20 protein-coding genes and 3 pseudogenes are annotated in these 19222 nt (G+C 36.4%); 12 read left to right on the top strand and 11 right to left on the bottom strand.

Annotated elements, in window-relative coordinates:
• Positions 1-128 precede the first annotated feature (128 nt).
• Positions 129-650, top strand: a complete 522-nt coding sequence (locus tag A5N85_RS07960) for an AAA-type ATPase lid domain-containing protein (RefSeq protein WP_072576760.1) — start codon at positions 129-131, stop codon at positions 648-650.
• On the top strand, positions 650-1297 hold the full coding sequence (locus A5N85_RS07955) for a DUF1294 domain-containing protein (RefSeq protein ID WP_072576759.1): 648 nt from the start codon (positions 650-652) through the stop codon (positions 1295-1297). The genes A5N85_RS07960 and A5N85_RS07955 overlap by 1 nt, the downstream gene beginning before the upstream one ends.
• Before the next feature lie 3 nt (positions 1298-1300).
• On the opposite strand, the gene A5N85_RS07950 is transcribed toward A5N85_RS07955, so the two are convergent.
• From A5N85_RS07950 to A5N85_RS18130, 3 genes are read right to left on the bottom strand one after another with little or no spacing between them, the layout of a single operon-like run.
• Positions 1301-2806, bottom strand: coding sequence for a Ppx/GppA phosphatase family protein (locus tag A5N85_RS07950; protein WP_072576758.1), 1506 nt, complete (start codon positions 2804-2806; stop codon positions 1301-1303).
• The gene (locus A5N85_RS07945; RefSeq protein ID WP_072576757.1) at positions 2807-3580 is read right to left on the bottom strand and encodes a phosphodiester glycosidase family protein; all 774 of its coding nucleotides are present in this window, start codon (positions 3578-3580) and stop codon (positions 2807-2809) included.
• A complete protein-coding gene (locus tag A5N85_RS18130; RefSeq protein WP_487247929.1) occupies positions 3573-3761 on the bottom strand; it encodes an NfeD family protein in 189 nt (62 codons plus the stop codon). Before A5N85_RS18130 ends, A5N85_RS07945 begins: the two co-directional genes overlap by 8 nt.
• Before the next feature lie 547 nt (positions 3762-4308).
• On the opposite strand from A5N85_RS18130, the gene A5N85_RS07935 reads away from it, so the two are divergent.
• Positions 4309-4452: an entericidin A/B family lipoprotein gene (locus A5N85_RS07935; protein WP_072576755.1), complete on the top strand. Its 144-nt coding sequence runs from the start codon at positions 4309-4311 to the stop codon at positions 4450-4452.
• Positions 4453-4518: 66 nt separating this feature from the next.
• On the opposite strand, the pseudogene A5N85_RS17650 reads toward A5N85_RS07935, so the two are convergent.
• The 4 genes and pseudogenes from A5N85_RS17650 to A5N85_RS17635 all read right to left on the bottom strand — a co-directional run.
• Positions 4519-4983 (bottom strand): annotated as a pseudogene (locus A5N85_RS17650) (glycogen/starch/alpha-glucan phosphorylase); the annotation flags it as partial.
• A gap of 82 nt (positions 4984-5065) precedes the next feature.
• A pseudogene (locus tag A5N85_RS17645) lies at positions 5066-5614 on the bottom strand (glycogen/starch/alpha-glucan phosphorylase).
• 28 nt (positions 5615-5642) lie between these two features.
• Positions 5643-6407 (bottom strand): annotated as a pseudogene (locus A5N85_RS17640) (glycogen/starch/alpha-glucan phosphorylase).
• Positions 6408-6438: 31 nt separating this feature from the next.
• Entirely contained in the window at positions 6439-6819 is a 381-nt protein-coding gene (locus tag A5N85_RS17635; RefSeq protein WP_072576753.1) for a hypothetical protein, read from the bottom strand.
• Positions 6820-7197: 378 nt separating this feature from the next.
• Between A5N85_RS17635 and glyA the strand changes: the two genes are divergently transcribed.
• The 7 genes from glyA to nusB are packed head-to-tail and all read left to right on the top strand — an operon-like array spanning position 7198 to position 12698.
• Positions 7198-8454 carry a serine hydroxymethyltransferase gene (gene glyA, locus A5N85_RS07910; protein ID WP_072576752.1) on the top strand — a complete coding sequence of 419 codons (1257 nt, stop codon included), beginning with the start codon at positions 7198-7200 and terminating at the stop codon, positions 8452-8454.
• 3 nt (positions 8455-8457) lie between these two features.
• Entirely contained in the window at positions 8458-8910 is a 453-nt protein-coding gene (gene nrdR, locus A5N85_RS07905; protein ID WP_072576751.1) for a transcriptional regulator NrdR, read from the top strand.
• Positions 8911-8917: 7 nt separating this feature from the next.
• Positions 8918-10015, top strand: a complete 1098-nt coding sequence (ribD, locus tag A5N85_RS07900; protein ID WP_072576750.1) for a bifunctional diaminohydroxyphosphoribosylaminopyrimidine deaminase/5-amino-6-(5-phosphoribosylamino)uracil reductase RibD — start codon at positions 8918-8920, stop codon at positions 10013-10015.
• Positions 10016-10022: 7 nt separating this feature from the next.
• Entirely contained in the window at positions 10023-10658 is a 636-nt protein-coding gene (locus tag A5N85_RS07895; protein WP_072576749.1) for a riboflavin synthase, read from the top strand.
• Positions 10659-10670: 12 nt separating this feature from the next.
• On the top strand, positions 10671-11783 hold the full coding sequence (gene ribBA / locus A5N85_RS07890; RefSeq protein ID WP_072576748.1) for a bifunctional 3,4-dihydroxy-2-butanone-4-phosphate synthase/GTP cyclohydrolase II: 1113 nt from the start codon (positions 10671-10673) through the stop codon (positions 11781-11783).
• 1 nt (position 11784) lies between these two features.
• The gene (gene ribH / locus A5N85_RS07885; RefSeq protein WP_072576747.1) at positions 11785-12264 is read left to right on the top strand and encodes a 6,7-dimethyl-8-ribityllumazine synthase; all 480 of its coding nucleotides are present in this window, start codon (positions 11785-11787) and stop codon (positions 12262-12264) included.
• The gene (gene nusB, locus A5N85_RS07880) at positions 12261-12698 is read left to right on the top strand and encodes a transcription antitermination factor NusB (RefSeq protein ID WP_072576746.1); all 438 of its coding nucleotides are present in this window, start codon (positions 12261-12263) and stop codon (positions 12696-12698) included. Before ribH ends, nusB begins: the two co-directional genes overlap by 4 nt.
• Before the next feature lie 73 nt (positions 12699-12771).
• Here nusB and A5N85_RS07875 read toward each other — a convergent pair whose 3' ends face one another.
• The 3 genes from A5N85_RS07875 to orn all read right to left on the bottom strand — a co-directional run bounded on the left by A5N85_RS07875 (position 12772) and on the right by orn (position 14641).
• A complete protein-coding gene (locus A5N85_RS07875; protein ID WP_072576745.1) occupies positions 12772-13287 on the bottom strand; it encodes a YqiA/YcfP family alpha/beta fold hydrolase in 516 nt (171 codons plus the stop codon).
• Positions 13288-13308: 21 nt separating this feature from the next.
• Positions 13309-13932 (bottom strand): winged helix-turn-helix domain-containing protein, encoded by a 624-nt coding sequence (locus A5N85_RS07870; RefSeq protein WP_072576744.1) that lies wholly within the window; start codon positions 13930-13932, stop codon positions 13309-13311.
• Positions 13933-14098: 166 nt separating this feature from the next.
• Positions 14099-14641: an oligoribonuclease gene (orn, locus tag A5N85_RS07865; protein ID WP_425451188.1), complete on the bottom strand. Its 543-nt coding sequence runs from the start codon at positions 14639-14641 to the stop codon at positions 14099-14101.
• A 188-nt stretch (positions 14642-14829) separates the two neighbouring features.
• Between orn and A5N85_RS07860 the strand changes: the two genes are divergently transcribed.
• Together A5N85_RS07860 and mdoH are read left to right on the top strand one after the other, a co-directional pair.
• The gene (locus A5N85_RS07860) at positions 14830-16404 is read left to right on the top strand and encodes an OpgD/OpgG family glucan biosynthesis protein (protein WP_072576742.1); all 1575 of its coding nucleotides are present in this window, start codon (positions 14830-14832) and stop codon (positions 16402-16404) included.
• Positions 16389-18518 (top strand): glucans biosynthesis glucosyltransferase MdoH, encoded by a 2130-nt coding sequence (mdoH, locus tag A5N85_RS07855; RefSeq protein ID WP_072576741.1) that lies wholly within the window; start codon positions 16389-16391, stop codon positions 18516-18518. Before A5N85_RS07860 ends, mdoH begins: the two co-directional genes overlap by 16 nt.
• 493 nt (positions 18519-19011) lie before the next feature.
• Here mdoH and A5N85_RS07850 read toward each other — a convergent pair.
• The coding region (locus tag A5N85_RS07850) for a transposase (protein WP_249023942.1) at positions 19012-19222 on the bottom strand (211 nt) is incomplete at its 5' end.

The raw sequence follows: 19222 nt of genomic DNA, 5'->3' as shown, positions 1-19222 counted from the left end.
ATTAAATGTAAGAAACACAAGAATCTTTACTTAATTTAATTGAAAATCATAGCTATATTCCTAATGGAGAACTAGGGCAGCAAAATATTGAATTACGCTTAATTTGTGCTAGTCGCTTCTCTGCTTCAATGCTAAGAGAGCAATTAAAGCCAGAATTATTTGATCATTTAACCATTGCGTCATTAAACCTACCGACACTTGAGGAGCATAGCGCAGATGTTCCTGAACTGTTAGAACACTTTAGTAAAGCATTTGCAGATTTTGAGCAATTACCTTATCGGCACTTTACCTTAGCAGCACAAAATGCTTTAAGACAACATCATTGGCCGGGTAATATCAGAGAACTTAAAAATTTAGTTCAAAGGTTACTTATTCGTAGTGATGCAGAGGAAATTGATACAGAAGAAGCAGAATCAGCCTTAACTCCTCCTGAACATCCTAATAGTAATACCCTTTGGTCGCAGCTTATTCCAAAAGATCGTAGCTTAAGAGAGGCGCGCGAAGAATTTGAACGACAATATTTATTAGAGCAATTCCGCTTATGCGATGGAAATATTGCAAAACTAGCTAATCGCGTGGGAATGGACCGTACCAACTTATATAGAAAACTTCGTAGTTTAGATATTGACCCAACAGAAAAAACACAGTAATGAAATCAGCTGTTTCCAAACTTTTTAAGTCGGCAATCAATGAGCCTATTTATCATGGAGAGATTGTTCATTGGAACGATAAGAAAGGCTATGGATTTATCAAAACAGCAAATAATGAACCTAATATTTTTTTTCATATCTCCGCTTTTGCTTATCAAAATCAGCGCCCTAAAAAAGGCGAGCAAGTATGTTTTACACTACAAACGACAGAATTTAGAACTAATGCAAAGCGAGTTTTATTATCAGGGCATGAAAGTGGATTACTCGATTCTATTCCATATGACTTACCGGGAAAGAAAGCCTATCTTGCTGAAACAGCTGTTTACATCTTATTAGATATGCTTTTTTACGCTGTTTTATCAACGATTTCTATTTCTATTACGTTGACTAGCTTAATTATTAGTGGTTTAACTTTTATTTTATATAGCCTAGACAAACATGCATCTTTAAATAATCATCAGAGAATACCAGAAGCAAGCTTACATATAGCTGCATTACTGGGTGGATGGCCGGGCGCACTAATTGCACGACCTTTATTAAGGCATAAAACAAAAAAAAATCGTTTTATTATCTTTTTTTGGATGAGTATTATTGTAAACTTTTTTTGTTTATACCTGATTACTTGGTATTCAGTACCGTTTGTATAACATTCATTCTTCCTCTTTAGGTAGATTGATTATCAATTGATAAGGACTATCTTCCCAAGATTGACATTCTTCCTGTAAATCAGAAACAGTTAATGGTCGAGCTTGTAAAAACTCAGTTGAAAAGACCAATGATATCTTATTATTTTTTACAATAACTTTTGGATAATCAGACTTATTTAATTTTATGCGTAATCGATATAATAATATTGCAAATCTCAACGAAAATACAAATTGCCACATGAATGCTTGATAAGCAGGAGAGAGCTCAGAAATTTGCTTTATCGGAAGTTTTTTTCTTTGACCACGCAATAAAATTGCCATCATTTGCTGCATAAGTCGAGAAAATCCCGGCATTTCCGCATTTTCCATTAAATAAGCACCATGATTTTGTTGCTTACTTCTAGCAATAGATAAGCCTATTTCATGTAAATCAGCAGCAAACCCTAATAAAGGTAAAAATCGTGAAGGCGTGATATTAGGAAATGCTTCAAACAAATACAAAGCAAGTTCATGAACTCTATCTGATTGATTTTTATCAATATTAAAGCGATTTTGCATGGCAAAAACAGTCTCATAACGTTGATCACTAATCCCCCTACTCTTACCCATTAAATCTAATAAAACCCCTTCACGCAATGCTTGTTGACTAACAATTGCTTGAGTGATTTTTAAATTATCTGATAACGCTGCTAAAATACATACACCACCCGGAAAGCCAAAAGCTCTAGCTTCATCAATTCCTAATTTTTCTGATAATTTATCTGCTCGACCAATATCAATTAGTATCTCTAATAATTTTTTTAAAGCATCTTTATGAATGCCACTTTCGCTTAACCCTAACTTTATTAACACTTTCTCTACAGCTTTTGCGGTGCCAGAACTCATCACTACTCGCTGCCATGGATACTGACTAATATCTGAAATATGTGGCTCAACGGTTTTACCAACATAAGCTAATGCCTTTTTAACAGCATTTTTCGTTATTTTTCCTTTGGGAAAAAAGCGAGTAGCCATATTTGCGCAACCCATTTTCATTGAACGCAGAAGCTGTGGATGATTTCCATTACCAACAATAATTTCTGTTGAGCCTCCCCCAACATCAATTACTAATATCTGATCCTTAAAATGATTATGCTCAGTAATACCTAAATAAATTAAACGCGCTTCTTCAGTACCACTAATAATTTCAATATCTGCGCCTAAAGCTTGTTCAGCAAGTGCTAAAAATGTTTCTCCATTTTCTGCCACTCGCATAGTATTCGTCCCCACGGCTCTTATCTGCTCTGAAGGAATATGTGCAATTCTTTGCCTCATTTCACGTAATGCATCTAAAGCTCTTTGAATAGAAAGCTCACTTAAATAATTATCGCTTCCTAAACCTTCTCCTAATCGAACCATATGCTTAATTTTATCGACTTCTTGAATACCATTGTCTGTTAATTGGACAATCAGTAAATGAAAACTATTTGAGCCTAAATCCAAGGCAGCATAATAAGGAGACTTATCCATTTACTTCCCTTCTTGCTTTTTAAAGGCAACGGCAATCATGCCAACAAAAGGTTTCCAATGAAAACCACGACTAATATTTGGCATATAATATTCAGAAATAGAGCCATCTAAATATAATGCTTGATAACAACCAAAATGCTTTAAAGCCTCAGCTAATTGATAAAAACTAGGCCATTCTGTCCGATAGGTAGTAGTCATAATGAAATACAAAGAGTGATTACGCGTTACACAAACAGCATTACGCTTGTAAGGAGAATGTAAATTCTTAACAAATCGAGGGTTAATTTCTCCGTTAATAAGTAGCATAGGTCCCGACTGCACTGCATACTCTGCAGAAATTGTAGATTTCTTCCATTTTTCGGTAGATGTAATTCCAACTTTATTTTGCTTAATCCAAAATATCCCATTGGGTTGTATATGGAAATTTCCTTTACCTTTTTCAGTATTTAAAGTGCGAAGCGTTTTTCCTTTCTCTATCCATAATCCAGCAGGCATGTAATTGGTATTATAAATTCCCGCATTCATTATCATAGCAACTTGAAAACCATTTGACTCTAAGGCAAATAATGCCGTACTTAAATGCGCATAATTTTTGCCTTTTTCATCTTGCCAAATTAAGCGAACATTTATAGGTGCAGTTTGAAAAATACTATACTCAACGCCTTTGTACCATTTTTGCGCAAATGTTCCACCAAAAACCTCTTGAAAATCTGTATTTCTTGCTGAAATACAAGCACTTAAAAATACAGATAAAAATAAAAGCCATTTATTCAATAGGAGCAACCTCTAAGATTTGATTATATACTTTAGTCACAATAACAATCTCTCCAGCAGGCAAATCTTTTCCTCGAATTATCCATAAATGATCATCAACTTCTAAATAACCATAGCCACGACTAATAGGCGTTTGTAACATAAACTGCCTACCAATAAGCGTATTATACTTCAATCGCACCTTATTATTTTTCCTTATAAGGGAACAGTATAGCCACCATAAGCTAATACTTAAGCAAGAGAATAAACTAAAGCATAATGCCTGTAGAGGTAAGGACAGTTTTGGGAACAAAAACGTGATAATACTTAATAAACTAGGAGCGATTGCCCAAAAAATAAAAAAGAAAGACTTTGTTAAAGCTTCTATTACTAAAAATAGACATAATAAAAGTAGCCAGTTCCAAAAAATTGGCTCGGTTGGCATAATATCTCCTTGATTACCATTAACGTTGGATTTCCTTGTTTTTAAACATCAATTACATCAATCTTTGAGCATTATAATAAAAAATGACAAGATAACATATCATTTTTATCATATATCTTTAGCTATTTATTTTTTGAGATAATAAATTTTTATACATGTTTTCTACATTTTTTTAATGCAAATTAAAGTGTTTTCATGTCATACTTAGCACTGCTTGATGCAACTATAATCTGACATTTATTCATCTTTATTAATAAATAGATAACGATTATAGAATTTTTAACTTTTTTATGGAGAATATATCATGAAAAAAATTGCAATTCTTGCGGCTGTTTTAAGCGTATTTACTCTTGCTGGCTGTAATGCTACTAAAGGCCTAGGACAAGATATTTCTAAAGCCGGTGATAAACTTGAAGAAGCTGCTGATAACACTGGGGCTACTAATTAATTACCAACCTACAGTAAAAGCCCCGCGAAAGCGGGGCTTTTTTACATATTTTCTAAAGCTGATAGCTCATTTTTTTAACAACTCAATAGACCAAATATTCTTAGCATAATCTTCAATCGAACGATCCGATGAAAAATAGCCCATATTAGCAATATTTATCAAAGCGGCTTTTTGCCATTTTTCAGGAAGTTTATAATATTCGTCTACTCAATTTTGCGCATCTACATAGCTTCTAAAATCTGCCATCAACTGATAATAATCACCAATCGCTTGAATAGCATCTAAATATCGATTAGGTTCATCGGGAGAGAATAACCCTGTTGTGAGGCTTTTTACCACTCTTCTTAAATTGGGATCAGATTCTATATATTGAAGTGGGTCATATCTTTTTTTACGCAAAAATTCTACTTCTTCAACGGTATTGCCAAAAATAAAGATATTATCCGCACCTACTTTTTCTAAAATCTCAACGTTTGCGCCATCTAGAGTACCAATAGTTAACGCACCATTAAAGGCAAATTTCATGTTAGAAGTTCCTGAAGCTTATGTTCCTGCTAAGAAAATTTGCTCTGATAAATCAGCGACTGGAATAGTCAATTGTGCCAAACTTACACTATAAATTTAGAATAAATACTACTTTAATTAAATCTCTGATTCGTTCGTCGTTATTAATAATCTTAGCAACATCATTAATCATACGAATGATTTTTTTCGTCATATAGTAAGCACTGGCGGCTTTACCAGCAAAAATAAAGACTCTTGGATGCCAATCTGCATTAGGATTCGCTAAAATTCGATGATAGCGATCTACAACAATATGCATAACATTCGGTGCTTGTCGCTTATATTCATGGATACGTTTAATCTGAGCATCAAAAAGTGCATCTGGGCTAACTTTTACTTCCAAGTGCGATAAAATCTAAGCTACTAATTTTTCTATATTTTTTCTTTACTTCTGCTAATTATTGAAGAACAACGGTATCATTTTTTCATTTAGTACGCTGAGCTTTTCTAAATGTGTTCTCCAGTTTGCTAGTAGGTATATTCTGTTAGGGGGTCGATTGGCAATATTGATCCAACGGCGAGGTGTAACACCATTAGTAATATTGGTAAATCTATCAGGATAGAGTACAGCAAAGTCTGCAAAAATGGAGGTTTTCATCAGTTCAGAATGAATTTTTGCTACCCCATTAACTTAATCCTTCTAAAAACCACTCATTGATTGCATAGATAATATCTAAATGTCTTGGTAAGATACGTTCCATCATATCAACCGGCCATGTTTCTAAAGCTTCGCTTATTAGTGTATGATTAGTATAAGAAAATATTTTCAAACACATTTCCCAAGCGGTATCCCAATCATATTTTTCTTCGTCTAGTAAAATACGCATAAGCTCTGGAATTGCTAATACTGGGTGAGTATCATTCAAATGTATTGCTGCTTTTTCTGGCAAAGTATCCATACTGCCAAATCTTTGTTTATGATGGATGACAATATCTTGCGCAGAAGCTGAAACTAAAAAGTATTCCTGGCGTAAACGTAATTCTTTACCTGACATCGTTGAGTCATCTGGATAAAGAACACGAGAAACATTTTCTTGATTGGTTTTTCTGCCATTGCAGCAAAATAATCGCCTTTATTAAAATCTGCGAGGTCAAACTGTTGACCAGCATGAGCTGTCCACAATCTAAGCGTATTGGAAGTTTGTCTTCCAAAGCCCGGGATAATATCATCATAGCCTAATACAGAAATTTCTTCGGCTGGTTGCCATTCAATATTTTCTTTAAATCGTCTTAAAGTTCCACCATAACGAATAGGATAACGCTTGCTTGGGCGAACAAATTGCCAAGCCATATCTTTTTCTAACCATAAGTCTGGCTGCTCAACTTGTTCTCCATTGATAACGAATCCCATAGCCCATAGCAGGAATCTGTAAAGTTGCTAAGGAATCCATAAAACAAGCAGCCAATCTTTCTAAGCCACCATTACCTAACCCCTGGATCTTCTTCCTCATTGATAACACTATCTAAATCAATACCAAGTTCTGTAAAATCCGTTTTAAACACATCATAAACCCCTTCATTGATTAAAGAGTTCATAAATGCTCTACCCATTAAAAATTCCATAGAAAGGTAATAGACCAAGCATTTTCCGTGTTCAACATGGCTACGACGCGTTCGTAACCAACTTTCTGTAACCAAATCTCTGGCTGCAAATATCGCAGCATTTAGCCAATGTCTTGGCGTTGCATTTTCAGGATCAATTCCTAAGATAAAAATTAATTTATAAACGATAGCTTTTTTTACCGACTCGACGCTCGCCTCTGGAATACGATAATTATAGTTTTGTGAAAGCTGTTCAACCATTTCTCTACCTTTTCCTTAAAATAGGAAAAAGTTTAAAAAAATTAGAACTATAGTTTGTTTTTTGCTTTTGCAAGCATCAATCTATTTATATTTTATTCGCGTTACAAAGCAATACCCGCTATTTAAAGTAGCGGGTATTGAGATTAGAAATTCAAAATTTCTTTATTAAATCACTTTCTAATTTACTGCATTTTTTCAAAAGAAAAGAGATATTAAAAAGTGTTATTATAAAAAATTTATCGAATTCCTACTCCTTTTAAAATATCTAAGATTTATTACCTGAAAACTTCCGCTCTCTTCTTCCCCAATAAAACCGCTTGCTCCAATATTAGCGAACGTTTAAGATAGCGCTTTTTCAATGCACCACAGGACATCTAAATGTTTACTAAAGACATGACTATAGCGGGTTTTGACGATGAAATTGCTAAGGCAATAGCCGATGAAGAAAAGCGTCAAGAAACCCACATTGAGCTAATTGCTTCTGAAAACTATTGCTCTCCGCGTGTAATGGAAGCACAAGGTAGTTATCTCACAAATAAATATGCCGAAGGTTATCCAGGTAAGCGCTACTATGGTGGCTGTGAGTACGTTGATAAAGTTGAAGCTTTAGCGATTGAGCGTGCAAAAACCTTATTTGGTGCAGATTATGCCAACGTTCAACCTCATTCAGGTTCGCAGGCTAATAGCGCAGTCTTCCTTGCCTTACTACAACCAGGCGATACCGTTTTAGGAATGCATTTAGCACATGGTGGACACCTTACACACGGTGCAAAAGTTAATTTCTCAGGCCGCACTTATAATGCCATTACCTATGGTTTAAATAATGAAACTGGCTTGATTGACTATGATCAAATTCAAAAATTAGCAGATGAGCATAAGCCTAAAATGATTATTGCAGGTTTTTCTGCTTACTCACAAATCCTAGATTTTGAACGTTTTCGTGCTATTGCTGATTCATGTGGGGCGTATCTATTAGTTGATATGGCTCACGTAGCTGGGCTGATTGCAGCAGGGCTTTATCCAAACCCTGTCCCATTTGCAGATGTTGTCACTTCTACAACCCATAAAACACTACGTGGACCACGTGGCGGTCTTATCTTAGCTAAGGCGAATGAAGAAATTGAGAAAAAACTTAATTCAGCTATTTTTCCCGGCATTCAAGGCGGACCATTGATGCATGTTATCGCTGCAAAAGCCGTTGCATTTCTTGAAGCACTTGATCCTTCTTTCCAAACCTATCAAGAACAAGTCATAGAAAACGCCAAAGCCATGGCAAAAGTTTTTAATGCTCGAGGTTACGATGTTGTTTCTGGTGGAACCAAAAATCATCTAATGTTGGTTAGTCTAATTAACAAAGGAATTACCGGAAAAGCCGCCGATGCTGCTTTAGGCCGTGCCCATATTACGGTTAATAAAAACGCTGTTCCAAATGACCCTCAATCGCCTTTTGTTACTAGCGGAATTCGTATTGGTACACCAGCAATTACTACTCGCGGATTTGGCATCGCTGAGTCGAAAAAAGTCGCTACTTGGATTTGTGATATCTTAGATGACGTGGACAACGAAGAAACCATTCTTGCTGTTCGCCAAAAAGTTAGTGATTTGTGTGCTGAATTCCCTGTATATAAAGGATAAGGCTTGAACTGCCCTATTTGTAATTATCACGATACTAAAGTCATAGATTCGCGCTTAACCGACGGAAACAAAATTCGTCGACGGCGCGAATGCTTAAATCCAAACTGTGGTGAACGATTTACAACTTTTGAAGTTGCTGAAATTTCTATTCCCACGGTTGTTAAACAAAACGGCAATCGTGAAAGTTACTCGCAAGAAAAACTTCGTGCAGGACTACTACGCGCTTGTGAAAAAAGACCCGTAAGCGCAATACAAATTTCTGCTCTTATTGAGCATATTGAAACACAAATGCGACAAACTGGGGAACGAGAAATTCCGTCAAAACAAATTGGTCAATGGGTTATGGAAGGATTAAAAAATATCGACCATGTTTCTTATATTCGCTTTGCTTCCGTTTATCTTAGCTTTGAAGACATTGAAGCTTTTAGAAAAACTATTGAAGAGCTAGATAGTTAACCAATTCATGACCACAAATTCCTCTCATGACATTTATTGGATGCGCCATGCATTAGATTTAGCTGCTCGTGGTCAATTTTCTACCGCACCGAATCCACGTGTTGGTTGCGTCATTGTAAAAGATAACCATTTCATCAGCGGTGGCTATCATGCAAAAGCGGGTGAAGCACATGCAGAAATCCATGCTTTAACAATTGCTGGCAATAATGCACATGGTGCAACCATTTATGTCACCTTAGAACCATGCGCACATTATGGAAAAACACCACCTTGTGTTGATGCGCTGATTGCTGCACAACCTGCTCGCGTTGTTATTGCCATCAGTGATCCGAATCCCTTGGTTGCAGGTAAAGGTATCGCTAAACTAAAGACAGCCGGTATTGATGTAACTCTTGGCGTCTTAGAGAAAGAAGCTTATGCGCTTAATCGTACGTTTTTTTATCGCATAAAAACACATAAACCTTGGGTAACCCTAAAATTGGCAGCTAGTATGGATGGTAAAACAGCATTGGCTAATGGGGAAAGTCAATGGATTACCAGTGAAGCTGCTCGTAAAGACGTCCATTATCATCGCTTACAAGCAGATGCGATTTTAGCTGGAACCGGTAGCATTCTCATAGATAATGCAAGATTATCCGCCCGTTACCCAACGGTATTACCTCGCACGAATCCTTTACGAGTAATTATTGATAGCCAATTAAAAACTCCTACCAATGCCGCCATATTTTCAGAGCTTGGACCAGTTCTAATTGTAACCACACAAACAAAGAACTTTCCCTCTTACCCTAAACAGGCAGAAATCATTCCTTTCAAACCTAATGCACAAGGGAAAGTACCTTTATCAGAACTAATCACATATTTAGGAGAAAGAGGTATCAATCATATTTATGTTGAAGCAGGTGCTGCTTTAGGTGGCGCATTGATAAATGAAAAACTAATCAATGAAATTATTCTCTACCTTGCCCCAACCTTTTTAGGCGCAAAAGCACGCCCACTTTTACAGATTCCCCCTCTAACTTGCTTATCTGATAAAATCCAATATCGAATAACAGATAGTCTCGTTATTGAGAATGACTGTCGCATCACTCTTGAGCCAATAGGATAATCAATATATGTTTACTGGGATTATTGAAACGACAGGAATACTTACTTCTCGTCAGTATCACGAAGAAGACCAAAGCTTAACTTTTCATTCAGAGCATTTTAACTTTTCTCATTGCCAAATTGGCGACAGTATTGCAGTGAATGGCGTTTGTTTAACCGTCATTGCACTGGATGCCCAAAGCTTTACTGCCGATGTTTCTGTTGAAACACTATCTCTAACAACATTAGGAACATTAGAAATTGGTGATAGTGTAAATCTAGAAAAAGCACTAACGCCTAGCACGCCTCTAGGTGGACATTTAGTTAGTGGTCATGTAGATGGTATTGGTATTTTGTTAGAACGCTTTTCTGATGCTCGTAGTGAACGCCTAACATTTGAAGCCCCTAAAGAAATTTCTCGCTATATTGCTAAAAAAGGCTCTATCACCATAGATGGTGTGAGCCTTACTGTTAACCAAGTTGAACATCAACAATTTAGCGTTAATATAGTTCCCCATACCCTTGAGCGTACCACATTAAAAAACTACCAGATTGGTCAACAAGTCAATTTAGAAGCCGATTTAATTGCTCGTTATATTGAACGACTAATACAAGCGGATAATGAAAATCTAACCGTTGAAAAACTCATCTCTTATGGATTTTAAAAGGGAGGCATAATGCCTTTAAATACAACTGAAGAAATTATTGCTGATCTCTCTGCTGGCAAGCCCATTATCCTTATGGATGACGAAGATAGAGAAAACGAGGGAGATTTAGTTGTTCTTGCTGAACATATCACGCCTGAAGCCATTAACTTCATGGTGAAACATGCAAGAGGTTTAGTTTGTCTTACCATTACAAAAGAGCGTGCAGCGCAACTAGGATTACGCCCACAAACTGAATGCAATACTGCTGCCTACTCAACAGCTTTTACTGTATCTATCGAGGCGGCTCAAGGCGTTACCACTGGTATTTCCACACAAGACCGAGCGCATACCATCCTTGCGGCTGTTGCAAAAAATGCAAGCCCTAAAGATATCGTCCAACCAGGGCATATCTTTCCTATTACGGCTCAAGATGGCGGCGTTTTAGTCCGTGCTGGACATACAGAAGCCAGTACTGACCTTGCTCGCCTAGCTGGCTATGAACCCGCTGGCGTTATTTGTGAAATATTAAAAGAAGACGGAACGATGGCACGCCGTCCTGATTTAGAAGCCTTTGCACAAAAGCATCACCTAAAAATTGGAACGATTGCAGATTTAATTGCTTATCGCCTCTCTAGAGAGAAAACAATTATCCAATTATCTACTTGTGAGCTACCGACTAAATATGGAACTTTTACCTTAACTGCCTATCAAAGCATTATTGATAAAAGCATTCATTATGCGTTAGTTAAAGGTAAAATTCAGTCAGAAAAACCGACTTTTGTCCGTGTACATGTTCAAAATACCTTATCTGATTTATTTAGCGCCGAACTATCAGAACGTCATTATCGTTTAGATGATGCATTAGCGCGTTTATCAAATGAAAAAGAAGGCATTATTGTTATCCTAGATGATGGTCAAACCACCACAGACATTCTCAATCGAATGTATGCTTTTGCACATAACACTCCCCTTCCCAAACGAAAACAAGAGCAAGACTTAAGAACCTATGGTATAGGTGCCCAAATTTTGCTTGACCAAGGGGTAAGAAAAATGCGACTTCTATCAGCACCCTATAAATTTACTGGATTATCTGGTTATCAGCTAGAAGTTTTAGAATTTTTAAATAGCAACAAGGAATCTTAACATGACTACAATTAATCGTATTGAAGGCACTTTTACAGATGCTTCTAATGCACGCTATGCCATTTTATGCTCTCGATTTAATGAGTTTATCGTAAATAAACTTGAGTCTGCCGCTATCGATACACTTATTCGACATGGCGTTAAAGCTGAAGATATTGATATTTATTATGTTCCGGGGGCTCATGAACTACCTATTTGCGCTCAACGCTGCGCAGCAACTGAAAAATATCAAGCTATTATTGCCTTAGGTGCTGTTATCAAAGGCGGAACAGCTCATTTTGACGTTGTCGTCAATGAGCAAGCTAAAGGACTTAGCCAAGTTGCGCTAAAATATGATATCCCAGTAATTACTGGCGTACTAACAACAAATAACATTGAGCAAGCTATCGAAAGAGCGGGAACCAAAGCTGGAAACAAAGGTCATGATGCTGCAATGGCAGCGCTTGAAATGGTAAGCCTATTAGGAAAAATTCAAAAATGAGTCGACCAAATTTAAAACGACAAGCGATTTTAGCTCGAACGCAAGCTCGTCATCAATTACTAAAACTACTATATCAATGGCAAATTAGCGGAAACAATCCGATAGAAGTATGGCATAATCAAATAGAAGGATTAGCCATTCATGGAGATATTGAACAGGCATATCTTGATCAAGCTTGGGATTATATTGTTAATAATTCTGAAATATTAGATAAAGAAATTTCTCAAGATATGTCTCGTAAACCTTCTACGCTAGATCCAGTAGAGCGTGCTGTTCTTTGGATTGGTTTATATGAATTTAGGGAACGACCAGATATTCATCCAACAGTTACTATCAATGAAACCATCGAATTGGCTAAACAATACGGTAGTGAGGATGGCTATAAATTGGTTAACGGTTTATTAGATAAAATTAGTAAAAATATTACTAAATAAATTTATATTTGCCTATAAAACTCCTTATATTCAATTATTGGTAGTTTTATAGGTATATTGTCAAAATTTTGGATTAGTATTTCTCTTTTATGCGAGTTAAATAATCCGTAAATAATTGCTTGATTCTATTGAGCTGTGATAACAACATATGTCCGTCTGGCAATAAATGAAGCGCGGCATTATTTTCTCGCGCAAAACGTAGAGAATGCTCATAAAGAATAATATCATCTGACCAACCGTGAATAATTTCCGTATTAATAAAATCATTACGATATCTACGCTGATTATACCTAGGCAAATATAATCCTGGTGCAATAAGAAATAACCCTCTTACTTGCAGACATTGCTCAGCCGCTAAAACAGAAGCATATCCTCCCATACTAAAACCCACCAAAATAGTCGCTACTGAGTCATCGGATTGCTTAATTAAGTCTATTAATCGTTGCGCACGCGTATCAGGCTCTTCCTGAATATCATGATCATCTACACAATGCGTTTTACAACCAAGATTTTCCGCAGTTTTCCTTAAATAAACTATCAACTTATCTTTAGAGCTTCCTCCCCTACCATGAGATAAAATGACTTTCATACGCCTATCCTCAATCATACATTAAGCAGGTTTATCAAGACGATAACCCATTCCACGAATAGTTATTAGAGGTAATTTATAATTATGTTCCTCAAATGCTTTTCGTAATCGACGAATTGAAACGTCTACCGCACGATCACCAATTTCAGCTTCTTCTCCCCAAGCTTTATCTAATAATTGTTCACGAGACAATACTTTTCCTGCTTGTTCTAGAAAAGTTTTTAGTAGAGAAAATTCACGGCGATGAAGTTTAATAGGTTTATCGTGATAATAGACATGAAATGCCGATAAATCCATGCGAATAGCTTCCCAAATCAGATGCTTTGATTCGTTCTCCTTACTCACACGACGCAAAAGTGCCCTAATCCTAGAGCTCAATTCTGCAACAGAAAAGGGCTTAGTAATATAATCATCAGCGCCATTGTCTAACCCTTTGCTAATATCAGCTTCTGCACTACGCGCTGTTAACATAATAATCGGTAAATCTTGATGGCGAGGATCTTGTCTAAGACGATTTAATAATTGTATTCCGCTACCATCTGGCAGCATCCAATCAAGCAAAATCACATTTGGTCTATGAGTTTCAAGAAAAGATTGGGCTTCTAATAAACTTCCTACTTCAGAGAAACTATATTTATAGTGCAATCAGCTAAAAAACAAAACATCCTATAGCCCTTATCTAACCATTCTAGCGGTAGATAACGTTCTGTTTTTTAGCTGATTTGACTATATTACCCAGTCCAAAACGAATAAGCTTACAAATAGCCGGTTCATCTTCAATAATTAAGATATGCTTTTGTTTCATAACTTTTTAAGATGAAATAAAAATATGTCGACGATAATGGCGAAGCTCTTCAATACTATCTCGAATATCTTCAAGTGCTTGATGCGTACTGTTTTTCTGATAAAGAAAATTAGGATACCAACGTGCTACAAGCTCCTTTAAAGTAGAAACATCCAAATTTCGATAATGAAAATACTGCTCTAACTTTGGCATCTGGCGCGCCATAAATCGACGATCTTGGCAAATACTATTACCGCACATGGGCGATTTTTTATAGTCAACATACTGCTCAATAAAAGCTAAAGTTTGATTTTGCGCTTCTTCCATTGTAATAGTACTATTTTTGACTCTATCAATTAATCCTGATTTACCATGATAATCTCTATTCCAATCATCAAGATTATCTATAACTTCATCAGGCTGTGAAACAGCGATAACAGGTCCTTCTGCTAAAATATTTAGCTGCGCATCTGTAATAATCGTTGCAATTTCGATAATTTCATTTATCTGAGGATCTAGACCTGTCATTTCTAAATCTATCCAAATAAGATTCGTTGTTCGGCTCATTATTTCTGGCTATCAATATAAAATTGAATTATTTTAGCATGGATTAAAGACTTTTTATTTTTACCCACCTATTTTTATCGTATCTCTAAAAAGATGCTACTTAGCGATATTTTCAAGAAATATAGTTTTTAATTTTTTTAAAAATAGAGGGTATAATTTTAGGCTTTACACTTCATGTAGGTATTTAGAAAATGAAAAGAAGAGATTTTGTTGCGGGTAGTTTAGTGAGTGCGGCTTTGATGCATAAAGCTATCGCTGAAGAAACAGCTACGTCTACAAATCCTAAAATACCTTTAGTTGAAAAAGCTGCCACACATAACTTTGAGCAAGTTGCTGTCTTAGCGAAAGAACTCTCAAAAAGTGATTATAAAGAAGATAAACTAAAAATGGCAGGACCTTTCATAGACTTAAGCTATGATCGCTATAGAGGAATTAGATTTAAGCGCTCTGCTGATCCATTACTGCAAGGTGGAAACGGCTTTGGAATGGACTTATTACCACCGGGTCGCTACTATCAAGATAGAGTAAGAATTTTTATTGTAAATTCTGATGGAAAATCAGAAGAAATTTTATTTACTCCAGAAGTTTTTGATTTTGATCCTAAATTATTTGTTCATGACAACTTACAATTAAATGATATTGATAAGGCAGGATTGAGCTGGTCAGGATTTAGACTACGTTTTCCTATTAATAACGAAGATATTGGCGACGAATTTGCGGTCTTCCAAGGAGCAAGCTATTTCCGAGCAGTGGCAAGAGATACATTATATGGATTATCGGCTCGAGGCTTAGCCATAAAGACAGCTAATCCTGAAGGAGAAGAATTTCCAAGATTTAGTCAATTTTGGGTTTATCGTCCAGCCTTAGGCGCTCGATCTATCAAGGTTGATGCTTTATTAGAAAGTAAATCAATCACAGGAGCTTATCGCTTTGAAATTATTCCCGGTGCTGATACTGTTTTTATTATTAAATGTGTATTATTTCCGCGTAGAGACATCGTGAGTTATGGTATCGCACCGCTCACTTCTATGTACTACTTTAGTCCGACTCGTCGAAAAAATATCGATGACTATCGAAATGCCGTTCATGATAGCAATGGATTAGCCATGTTTACAGGAACAGGCGCACGTTTATGGCGACCATTATCTAATCCAACAATTTTACAATTTTCTGCTTTTCTAGATAATCATCCAAAAGGTTTTGGACTATTACAACGCGCTCGTACCTTTGTGGATTTTGAAGATGCCGAGGCGCGCTATGAAAAACGCCCTTCTGCGTGGGTAGAACCACTTGGTGATTGGGGGAAAGGCAATGTTTCTCTTATTGAAATTCCAACTGATAGCGAGTTTAACGATAATATTATTACATTTTGGAATGGTGCTGAACCTTTAAAAACTGGACAAAAGTATGAATACAATTATGATTTAATCTGGTCTCAACAAGGGGCTATTTTTAGCACTCGAGCGAAAATCATCTCGACAAGAATTGGGAAATCTGTAAACGATCCAAAAGCCTACACAGTTTCCATTGATTATACATTTCCTAACGGAAAAACCATTGAACCAAACAAACTGACTTTTACAGCTACAGCAAGTAAAGGTGAAATTCCATCTTCCCATATATTTCTCTTACCTAATTCAAATATTTTACGAGCAAGTTTTGAATATAGAGCCGATAAAGGACAAGCTGCTGAACTTCAAGCCGGTCTATCAGAAAATAGCGAACCTGTAGCAGAAACATGGATGTATCGATGGACAGCAGAATAAGCGCTATTCCACCAGAAGCACCGCTATCAATGCCAGTGCAAAATTTACGCAAAAAACCCATTCGTGCCAAACTTCCTTGGTCTTGGAGAGTATTTTTAGGCAGGATATTAGCATTTATTGGGGCGCTATTGATTGGAACCTATGGTGTATGGCAAATGGAAGCCGCTATGGGGAAGCAGCATACCTTTTTGCAGTGGATTTTATTGATTTTATTTTCCATTACTTTTTATTGGGTAAGCTTTTCTGCTACAGGCACACTAGCAGGTCTTATTCCTATGATTCGCAGAGAAAACCAAGCTTCTTCTGAAGGGGGAAAAGTTGCTATTCTGATGCCGGTTTATGGAGAAGATCCTAAGATGACCGGAGCCGCATTATTAGCGATTTCAGAATCACTAAGCACTACAACAGTCGCTAATCGATGCGAAATATTTATTCTTTCTGACACACAAAATGCAGATGCTTGGATACGAGAAACAGTAGCTTTTCAACTATTACGGCAAAAGTCTCCCTTGCCTGTTTGGTATAGAAGAAGAAGAAGAAATATAGCTAGAAAATCTGGTAACATTGAAGAATTTATCAAACGCTGGGGCGCTAGATATGACTATATTCTGATGCTTGATGCTGATAGTCTAATGAGCGCAGAAACCATTGTAAAAATGATTGCTCGCATGGATGCTAGCCCTAGGCTTGGCTTATTACAAAGCATGCCTCGTCTTATTGGTGGTGAATCTTTATTGGCTCGATCTATCCAATTTGCAGGAGCACTTTATGGCAAAGTTATTGCTAGAGGTGTTGCTATGTGGCAAGGTGCTGACGGCAACTATTGGGGGCATAACGCAATTATTCGTAGTCGAGCCTTTGCCGAAAGCTGTGGATTGCCAGAATTAAAAGGTAGAGTACCTATTGGCGGACATATTTTAAGTCACGACTTTGTAGAGGCAGCATTGTTGTGCCGCCGTGGTTGGGCAGTCAGAATGGATCCAGATTTAAGTGGAAGCTATGAAGGGCTTCCACCAACACTAGAAGATTTTACTGGTAGAGAAAGACGTTGGGCGCAGGGTAATTTACAGCATCTAGGAATTATTACAGCTAAAGGCTTAAGGTGGCCAAATAGAGTACATTTTGCTATTGGAATTTTAAGTTATGTGATGAGTCCAATATGGATGCTAATGATGCTAGTAGGCATGTTGATTACTGCACAAGCACTCTTTATTCAACCAGAATACTTTCCCGTTGCGTATCAGCTTTTTCCTGACTGGCCAACCTTTGATGCCAAAAAAATGCAAAGTTTGTTTTTTATTGCATTAGGATTACTATTATTACCTAAATTCTTTGGGTGGCTAATAAATCTAATACTTCCAAACAAAAGACAAATGTTTGGTGGAGGAAAAGCACTAACAAAAGGTTTCCTTCTTGAATTATTACTTTCTACCTTATATGCACCTATGATGATGCTTATCCAAACACATCATGTATTTGATATCTTATTAGGAAGAGATAGCGGTTGGCGAACTCAAAACAGAGCTGGTAAATTAATGTCTTGGAAAGAAGCCATATACCATACGATTAGATATGTTATTGCAGGTATTTTACCTCTCTCTGCCCTCATTTGGTTAGCACCTAATCAAATTATATGGCTTTCTCCAGTTCTAGCCGGTCTATTAGCTTCTCCATGGTTAGCTCGAAATAGTGGAAATATTCGCTTAGGACAGAAATTAGCATATAAACACTACTTACTCACTCCTGAAGAAGTTGATCCTCCGGTAATTTTGCGTAAAGCTCTTTTACGTGAAAAATTATTTGAGCATATTTCAACTATAACACTAGAAACATTGCTACATTCCCCAAAAGAAATAGATACTCATATCCAAACTTTTGATTATCAGCAACCCGCCGAGCTTACAGAAATAGAATATCTATTACAAATTACAGCAAAAGCAAAAATTGAAGCTGCTAATTCTTTAGAACAAGCACTTAAATATCTAAATGAAAAAGAAAAGCTTATTGTTGCCGGTAATGCAGATTTATTGAAAATATTATCAGGCAAATTCAACTTTGAAGTACAAACGCAGCCGAATATAAATTTTATCTCAAGGGGAGTAATTTGGGGATAAATTGACCAATCAAGCTATTATAGCTAAAATCTTACATTACATACATATTCTAAACAAAGTATCAATACTATCTGAGACCTTTGCAAAATTCCGTTTTACACTAATTTTACTACTAGTAGAAAAATTAACGATATGATTTTAATATATTTTCAAAATTTGAAAAATTGAAATTTCTCTATTTTTAGGGGTTTTGCAAAGGTCTCCAAATATCCTTCTGCTAGTTTTGCGATTACTTTTTTCCTGAGATCTAATGAATAGAGACGCATATGAGTAAAGATGTGTAAATCCATAGGGTATGTTATAGTGCAATCAGCTAAAAAATGGGACGTTATTTACCGCCAGAAGTAGCTAGGTAGGGTTTATAGAAAGTTCCGTTTTTAGCTGATTTGGCTATATATCTAGTTTTTTTAGCTATAGTCAAAGGCTAATAAAATAGTCACAGAAATTAGATCGCTATTCCAGTAATAATACATGTGCTTACTTTATAGTGCAATCATCTAAAACCTAACCCAATCCAAAGCAGATAAAAGAGTAAAGTATCAATACAATCCATCCGCCATTCTTTGCGTATTTGCTTAATCCAAGCCCACATCTTTTCAATGGGATTTAAGTCTGGACTATAAGGGGGTAACCAAACTATCTCATGCCCATGCTCTTCAATGATTGCTTGAATATCACTGCGTTTATGAAAAGCGGCATTGTCC

Source organism: Suttonella ornithocola (assembly GCF_001889065.1).
Classification (GTDB): Bacteria; Pseudomonadota; Gammaproteobacteria; order Cardiobacteriales; family Cardiobacteriaceae; genus Suttonella_A; species Suttonella_A ornithocola.
Note: the sequence above shows the minus strand (reverse complement) of the source record. Positions and strands in the feature narration are given on the sequence as shown.